The sequence below is a fragment of the Acidovorax bellezanensis genome, assembly GCF_025421555.1.
Lineage (GTDB): Bacteria > Pseudomonadota > Gammaproteobacteria > Burkholderiales > Burkholderiaceae_C > Comamonas > Comamonas bellezanensis.
Map to the genome: position 1 here is coordinate 138800 of NZ_JAODYH010000010.1, position 7748 is coordinate 146547.

At 63.9% G+C, this 7748-nt stretch carries 5 protein-coding genes and 1 pseudogene; 5 read left to right on the plus strand and 1 reads right to left on the minus strand.

The features are described from left to right. Positions 1–36 precede the first annotated feature (36 nt). From N0K08_RS18580 to N0K08_RS18600, 5 genes and pseudogenes are all read left to right on the plus strand, one after another. Positions 37–2175 carry a chemotaxis protein CheW gene (locus tag N0K08_RS18580; protein ID WP_261501882.1) on the plus strand — a complete coding sequence of 713 codons (2139 nt, stop codon included), beginning with the start codon at positions 37–39 and terminating at the stop codon, positions 2173–2175. A gap of 76 nt (positions 2176–2251) precedes the next feature. Then, positions 2252–2731, plus strand: a complete 480-nt coding sequence (locus N0K08_RS18585; protein WP_261501883.1) for a chemotaxis protein CheW — start codon at positions 2252–2254, stop codon at positions 2729–2731. Then, complete coding sequence (locus N0K08_RS18590) at positions 2731–3582, plus strand: CheR family methyltransferase (RefSeq protein WP_261501884.1); 852 nt, start codon at positions 2731–2733, stop codon at positions 3580–3582. The genes N0K08_RS18585 and N0K08_RS18590 overlap by 1 nt, the downstream gene beginning before the upstream one ends. Next, on the plus strand, positions 3569–4288 hold the full coding sequence (cheD, locus tag N0K08_RS18595) for a chemoreceptor glutamine deamidase CheD (protein WP_261501885.1): 720 nt from the start codon (positions 3569–3571) through the stop codon (positions 4286–4288). The genes N0K08_RS18590 and cheD overlap by 14 nt, the downstream gene beginning before the upstream one ends. A gap of 15 nt (positions 4289–4303) precedes the next feature. Next, positions 4304–5350 (plus strand): annotated as a pseudogene (locus tag N0K08_RS18600) (protein-glutamate methylesterase/protein-glutamine glutaminase); the annotation flags it as partial. A 117-nt stretch (positions 5351–5467) separates the two neighbouring features. Here the strand turns inward: N0K08_RS18600 and N0K08_RS18605 are convergent. Continuing rightward, positions 5468–7354, minus strand: a complete 1887-nt coding sequence (locus N0K08_RS18605) for an ATP-binding cassette domain-containing protein (RefSeq protein ID WP_261501887.1) — start codon at positions 7352–7354, stop codon at positions 5468–5470. Positions 7355–7748 lie beyond the last annotated feature (394 nt).

The window sequence follows — 7748 nt, forward strand, 5'->3', positions numbered from 1 at the left end:
CTTGGCGCGGATGATCCACGAAATACAGGAAAACAGATGGCGGACACACAGCACGATGCAGGCGGGGCAGGCGCAGATTTTGACCTGACCCAGTTTTATCAGATCTTTTTTGAAGAGGCGGGAGAGAATCTCGACCAGATGGAGCAGATGCTGCTCAGTCTGGACCTCTCGGCGGCCAACGACGAAGAGCTCAACGGCATCTTCCGTTGCGCCCACTCGATCAAGGGCGGCTCGGCCACCTTCGGCTTTGCCGACGTCGCGGAGCTGACCCACAAGATGGAGTCGTTGCTGGACCGGCTGCGCCGCCATGAAATCACGCCCATCCCGGAGATGGTCGATGTGCTGCTGGAGTCGGCGGACGCTTCGCGCAGTCTGCTCGCACGCCACCAGGCGGGCGGCAGCGGCGAGGTCATTTCCACCCTGGACCTGGTGCGGCGCATCAGCGAACTGGCCGCGGGGCTGGTGCCTGCGGCCGCGCCTGCGCCGGTAGTGGTGGTGCCCGTCGCACCCCCGGCCATGGCTCCGGCCCGGGTGGTCACGCCCGCGCCCGCACCGGCGCCCGCATCGGTCGATGGCGCGCGCGCGCTGCACATTCGCATCGGACCGCTGGAGCGCGTGGAGCTGGCCGATTCCATCAAGGAACTGTTCCGGGATATTCCCGGCCTGGGCAGCATCAGCGACCTGCCGTGCGCCGATGCGGGCTGCCGCCTGTTCAGCGTCAGCACCACGTCGACCGACGACGATTTGCTCGACCTGTTCGCCTTCCATGTTTCCAAGGAGCAGGTACAGATTTCCGCGGCCGCTGGCGCTGGCGTCCCTGAGGTCGTGGCCGAAGTATTCGTAGAGCTGAACGATGCGGCCGTGGTCTATCCACCGGCCCACGAAGCCTATGGGTTCTTCAGCGGCGCACCCGGCGAGCCCTTGGCCGCCGACATGGCCGACACCGCCGTGCTCGCGGGCCAGGCCCCATCGGCCAAGCCCGCCGCTCGCGCGGCCAGCCCTGCCCAGATGGAGTCGACCAGCATCCGCGTCGCGGTGAACAAGGTCGACCAGCTGATCAATCTGGTCGGCGAGCTGGTCATCACCCAGGCCATGCTGGCGCAGACCAGCCGTGGGCTGGAAGCGTCGGTCAACCAGCAACTGCTGGCCGGCCTGGCCGATCTGGACCGCAACACCCGGGATCTGCAGGAATCGGTGATGTCGATCCGCATGATTCCCATGTCCACGGTCTTCAGCCGCTTTCCGCGCATGCTGCGCGATCTGGCCGGCAAGCTCGACAAGAAAGTCGAGTTCCAGACCCAGGGCGAAGCCACCGAGCTGGACAAGGGCCTGGTCGAGAAAATCACCGACCCGCTGACGCATCTGGTGCGCAACAGCGTGGACCACGGCATCGAGACGCCGCAAGAGCGACTGGCCGCGGGCAAGAGCGAGCACGGCACCTTGACGCTGGCGGCTTCGCACCAGGGCAGCTCCATCGTCATCGAAGTGCGCGACGACGGCCGCGGCATGAACCGCGAAAAAATCCTGAGCAAGGCGCGTGAGCGCGGCCTGGACGTGTCGGACCAGATGGCCGACGCCGACGTCTGGCAGCTGATCTTCGCGCCAGGCTTCTCCACCGCCGATGTGGTCACCGATGTCTCGGGACGCGGCGTGGGCATGGACGTGGTCAAGCGCAATATCGCCGCACTCAACGGTTCGGTGGAAATCGATTCCGTCCAGGGCGTGGGCATGCGCGTCGCCGTGCGCCTGCCGCTGACGCTGGCCATCATGGACGGCATGTCGGTGGGCGTGGGCGATGAGGTCTACATCCTGCCGCTGTCGTCGGTGGTGGAGTCCTTCCAGGTCAAGCCCGACGACGTCAACACCGTGGCCCAGGGCTCGCAACTGGTCAAGGTGCGCGACGAGTACATGCCGGTCATCGCGCTGGAACGCATCTTCGAAGTGCCGCGCGCCGAAGGCAGCGCCCCCAACGCCATCATGGTGGTCGTCGAATCCGACGGCAACCGCGTGGCCTTGCTGGTCGACGAATTGCTGGGCCAGCACCAGGTGGTGGTCAAGAACCTCGAATCCAACTACCGCAAGGTGCCCAACGTTTCGGGTGCAACCATCCTGGGCGACGGCACGGTGGCCTTGATTCTGGACACCGGCAGCCTGGTGCGCCGCGTGCGCCATTGAACCCCGACGATAGAACACTGCAGACCCGCCATGGCGTGCAAGCCATGGCGGCTATTCAAAGAGAAAGAGATCAATCATGAGCGTGATGGGCAAGATGGCCGAGGGTACGGCCGCGCGTGAATACCTGACGTTCCGCCTGGACCAGGAGGAATACGGCATCGACATTCTGAAAGTGCAGGAAATCCGCGGCTACGAGCCGCCGACGCGCATTGCGAATGCGCCGGCCTTCATCAAAGGCGTGGTCAATCTGCGTGGGACCATCGTCCCCATCGTGGACATGCGCCTGAAGTTCAACTGTTCCAAGGCCGAGTACAACAGCTTCACCGTCGTCATCATCCTGAACATGCACCAGCGCGTGGTCGGCATCGTGGTGGACTCGGTCAGCGATGTGATGGAGCTGCCGCCCGAGGCCATACGCTCGGCGCCGGACATCGACAGCGCGATCGACAGCGGCAGCATCACCGGCCTGGGCTCGGTGGGTGAACGCATGCTGATCCTGCTGGACATCGAAAAGCTCATGTCCAGTGAAGACATGGGTCTGGTGGCAGTGGAGTGATGAGCCTGCCAGGCGGCGAGAGCACCAGCAGCCCGCTGGTGCAAGGCCGTGAATTCGTCTGGGCCGATGCCGACTTCGCACGGGTGCAGGCGCTGATCTACCAGCATGCGGGCATCAGCCTGCACGACGGCAAGCACGCCATGGTCTACAGCCGCCTGTCGCGGCGTCTGCGCGAGACGGGTCACGGCAGCTTTCACGACTACCTTTCCTGGCTGGAGAAGACCGACGGCCCGGAATGGCAGGAATTCGTGAATGCGCTCACGACCAACCTCACGGCGTTCTTTCGCGAGCAACACCATTTCGACATCCTGGCCAGCCACCTGCGCAGCAAACCCGCGGGCACGTCCTGGCGTGTCTGGTGCAATGCCGCGTCGACTGGCGAAGAACCGTATTCCATCGTCATGACGGCGCTGGAAGCGCTGGGTGCCAACCCCTCCTTCAAGCTGATGGCCAGCGACATCGATTCGCGCGTGCTGGCGACGGCCGCGGCCGGCATCTATCGGCTGGAGAACCTCAAGGGCTTGTCGGCCGAGCGCCAGCAGCGCTTTTTCCTCAAGGGCAAGGCGTCGAACGCCGGCATGGCCCGCGCCAAGCCCGAGCTGCAGCGCCTGATCGAGTTCCTCAGCGTCAATCTGATCCGCGACGATTGGCCGTTTCGCGAGCCCTTCGATGTGGTGTTCTGCCGCAACGTGATGATTTATTTCGACGCGCCTACACAGCGCCGTGTGCTCGAGCGCATCCACCGCGTGATGAAGCCCGGCGGCATGCTGTTTGTCGGCCACGCCGAGAACTTCAGCGAGTCGCGCGATCTGTTCACCCTGCGCGGGAAAACCGTCTATGAACGGCGCTGATCAGCCAGGACAGGAGCGGCGGCGCGCACCGCGCATCGCCCCGCTGCGCAGCGACCTGTTTCCTTCGGCCAACGCGCCGGCACCGCTGTCGTCGCTGGAGGCCTTGCGCGCGCGCGCGCGCCGCCCTGGCGAGGCGAGCTTCTTTTATTTTGACAGCCACTTCCAGTACAACGCGGTCAAGGTGCTGCCCGGCGAGTATTTCGTCTCCAACGAAAACATGACCATCGTCACCGTGCTGGGCTCGTGCATCGCGGCCTGCCTGTGGGACAGCAGCATGCGCGTGGGCGGCATGAACCACTTCATGTTGCCCGACGGCGAATCCAGCGACTCTTCCGGGCGCTACGGCTCGTACGCCATGGAGTTGCTGATCAACGAAATGCTCAAGCTCGGTGCACGGCGCGAAACCATGCAGGCCAAGATTTTTGGCGGCGGCCAGGTCATGCACAATTTCACGACAATGAACGTAGGCGAACGCAACACCGCGTTCGTGCGGCAGTATTTGCAAACGGAGCGCATTCCCCTCGTATCCGAGGATGTGCTCGATATCTATCCCCGCAAGGTGGTGTATTTCCCCGCGACAGGCAAGGCCCTTGTCAAGCGACTGGCCCATGCGCACCCGGATTCCCTGGTGGCGCAGGAAGCGGTTCGCGGCAGTGCAGCCATCCTGGCGCGGGCGACGGCAGGCGGCTCAGTCGACCTGTTTTGAGAGAGGCCAGAGCGAATGAACAGTAAAACCCGGGTGATTGTGGTCGACGACTCTGCGCTGGTGCGCAGCCTTTTGTCCGAGATCATCAATCGACAAACTGACATGGAGTGCATTGGCACGGCCAATGATCCCTTGATCGCGCGCGAAATGATTCGCGAGATGAATCCCGATGTGATCACCCTGGACGTGGAAATGCCGCGCATGGATGGCATCGATTTTCTCGGGCGCCTGATGCGCCTGCGCCCCATGCCGGTGCTGATGATCTCCACGCTGACCGAGCGCGGCGCCGAAGTGACCATGAAGGCGCTCGAGCTGGGCGCGGTCGATTTTGTCGCCAAGCCGCGCGTAGGCGTGGCCAACGGGCTGAGCGACCTGGCCAGCGAAATCGTCGACAAGATCCGCGTGGCGGCTGTCGCCCGGGTGCACCGCACGCTGGCCGCGGCGCCGGCACCGACCGGAGGCCCGGCCGCCAGGCCCAGCCAGACGCCCCCGGCGTCGCAGGCCCCGCTGCTGGGGCGCTTGTCGACCGAGAAGATCATTGCCATCGGTGCTTCCACGGGCGGCACCGAAGCCATTCGCGAAGTACTGACCCATTTGCCGGCCGACTGCCCGGCGATCGTCATCACCCAGCACATGCCGCCGGGCTTCACCACCAGCTTTGCGGCGCGGCTCAACAGCCTGTGCCAGATCAAGGTCAAGGAAGCGGAAGACGGCGAGCGCATCCTGCCGGGCCACGCCTATATCGCGCCGGGCGGCAAGCACTTCTCCATCAACCGCAGCGGTGCCAACTATGTGGCGGTGATCGACGATGCCGCGCCCGTCAACCGCCACAAGCCTTCGGTCGAAGTGCTGTTCCGCTCGGTGGCCGCCTGCGCAGGGCGCAATGCGGTGGGCGTCATGCTGACCGGCATGGGCGCCGACGGCGCGGTGGCGATGCGCGAGATGAAGCTGGCCGGCAGCTACAACTACGTGCAGGACGAAGCCAGCTGCATCGTCTTCGGCATGCCGCGCGAAGCCATCGCCCATGGCGCGGCCGACGAAGTGCTGCCGCTGACGCAGATTGCCCCGGCCCTGCTCACGCGCCTGCGCACCGGTAACGCCCACCACCGTATCTGACGGCGGCGCACGCCAGGCATGAAAAAAGGAGCCTAGGCTCCTTTTTTTCAGGTCAGCGAGCGCTCAGGCGGACAGCTTTGACCAGCGATCGAGCGCGTCCATCAGCAGTTCATCGATCTCGGCATCGCGGGCGGCGAGCGTTGCGGCGCGCGCTGCGTCCTTGGCGTAGATGCTGCCATCGGCCAGTTCGGCCTGAATCGACTTCTGCTCGGCTTCCAGCGCGGCGATCTGCTCGGGCAACTGTTCCAGCTCGCGTTGCTCCTTGTAGCTGAGCTTGCGCTTGGCGGCTGCCGCCACAGGGGCAGCAACCACAGCGGGGGCCGCCACGGGTTGCTTGGCCGCCTGCTTGGCCTGCGATGCGGCCAGGGCCTTGCTGCGGCGCGACTGCTCCAGCCAGTCCTGCACGCCGCCTTCGTATTCGCGCCACAGGCCGTCGCCCTCATAGGCAATGGTGCTGGTGACCACGTTGTCCAGGAAAGTCCGGTCATGGCTGACCAGGAACACCGTGCCGTCGTAATTGGCCAGCAGGTCTTCCAGCAGATCCAGCGTGTCGATGTCCAGATCGTTGGTGGGCTCGTCGAGCACCAGCACGTTCGCGGGGCGGGCAAACAGGCGTGCCAGCAGCAAGCGGTTGCGCTCGCCACCCGACAGCGAGCGCACGGGGGAGTGGGCGCGGGCCGGCGAGAACAGGAAGTCGCTCAGGTAGCTCTTGACGTGCTTGCGCTGGTTGCCGATTTCAATCCATTCGCTGCCGGGGCTGATGAAGTCCTCGAGCGTGGCGTCCAGGTTCACCGCATGGCGCATCTGGTCGAAGTAGGCGATCTGCAGATTGCCGCCTTGGCGGATGTGGCCGCTGTCGGCCGCCAGGCTGCCCAGAATCATGCGCAGCAGCGTGGTCTTGCCGGCGCCGTTGGGGCCGATCAAGCCGACCTTGTCGCCGCGCAGGATGGTCGCGGTGAAATCCTTGACGATCAGCTTGTCGCCAAAGGACTTGTTCACGTCGTGCAGCTCGGCCACGATCTTGCCCTGGTAGCCGTCGCCCCGGCCCGAGGCGATGTCCATGTTCACGCTGCCCAGCTTTTCACGGCGGCTGTTGCGGTTGTCGCGCAGCGCCTCGAGTCGGCCGATACGGCTTTGGCTGCGGGTGCGACGTGCTTCCACGCCCTTGCGGATCCAGACCTCTTCCTGGGCCAGCAGCTTGTCCGCCTTGGCATTGATGACCGCTTCCTGCGCCATCTGCTCATCTTTTTGAATCACATACTGCGCAAAATTGCCGGGGTAGGAGCGCAGCACGCCGCGGTCCAGCTCGACGATGCGCGTGGCAATGCTGTCCAGAAAGCTGCGATCGTGGGTAATGGCGATGACGCTGCCCTTGAAATCCACCAGCAGGCCTTCCAGCCATTCGATGGAATCCAGATCCAGGTGGTTGGTGGGCTCGTCGAGCAGCAGCACATCCGGGCGGGTGACCAGGGCCTGGGCCAGGGCCACACGCTTCTTGGTGCCGCCCGACAGCGTGCCGACCAGAGCGTTCGGGTCCAGGTGCAGGCGCTGCAGCGTTTCTTCTACGCGCTGCTCCCAGTTCCAGGCGTCGTAGGCTTCGATTTCCGATTGCAGCACGTCGAGGTCTTCGCCTTCGCCGCCCGCCAGGTAGCGGTCGCGCAGCGTGATTACATGCGCAATGCCGGCCGAAGCGGATTCAAACACCGTGTGCTCAGGCGACAGCAGGGGCTCCTGCGCTACATAAGAGATGCGCACGCCGGACTGGACCTGGATCAGGCCGTCATCGGGCTTGGCCAGGCCGCCGATGATTTTCAGCAGGGAAGATTTACCGGCGCCATTGCGTCCGATCAGACCAATGCGCTCCCCGGTCTCTAGTGAAAGCTGGGCGTGGTCCAGCAGGGCCACATGGCCGAAGGCCAGTTGCGCGTTGATTAAGGTAATAAGTGCCATGGTTCGCGCATTATGGACGGCCGCCCTAAAACCTACAGCCGGCGCCCTCGCCGGGCGCCCCGCCAGGGCGCCGGCGTCTCGCCGCAGGCGAGACTAGGGAAAACGCTGAGAAAAATTAGAAAAATACCTTTTTCAGCCTTTTGATCGTGATACATTTGCACTCCGCTTTGAACACGGCCCTCCCGGAAACGGCAGGCTGAAAGTGAAGCGGAAAAAGTTGGCCTTGTTTGCCAGGCCGGTCAAAAAACCGGGCTACAATGCAAGGCTGCGCTGCTGAAACAGTTGTTTAACTGAATCGGCAGCAAGAAACTTAAAGTTGACAGGGTCTTTAAAACTGTTGTAGAATTCGAGGCTCAGCTGATCACAGCGAGCCCAGCAAGAAGATCAAACTTCT

Coding starts and splice junctions, on each gene's coding strand:
- N0K08_RS18580 (WP_261501882.1), top strand. CDS start 37: ATGGCGGACACACAGCACGATGCAGGCGGGGCAGGCGCAGATTTTGAC.
- N0K08_RS18585 (WP_261501883.1), top strand. CDS start 2,252: ATGAGCGTGATGGGCAAGATGGCCGAGGGTACGGCCGCGCGTGAATAC.
- N0K08_RS18590 (WP_261501884.1), top strand. CDS start 2,731: ATGAGCCTGCCAGGCGGCGAGAGCACCAGCAGCCCGCTGGTGCAAGGC.
- cheD (WP_261501885.1), top strand. CDS start 3,569: ATGAACGGCGCTGATCAGCCAGGACAGGAGCGGCGGCGCGCACCGCGC.
- N0K08_RS18605 (WP_261501887.1), bottom strand. CDS start 7,354: ATGGCACTTATTACCTTAATCAACGCGCAACTGGCCTTCGGCCATGTG.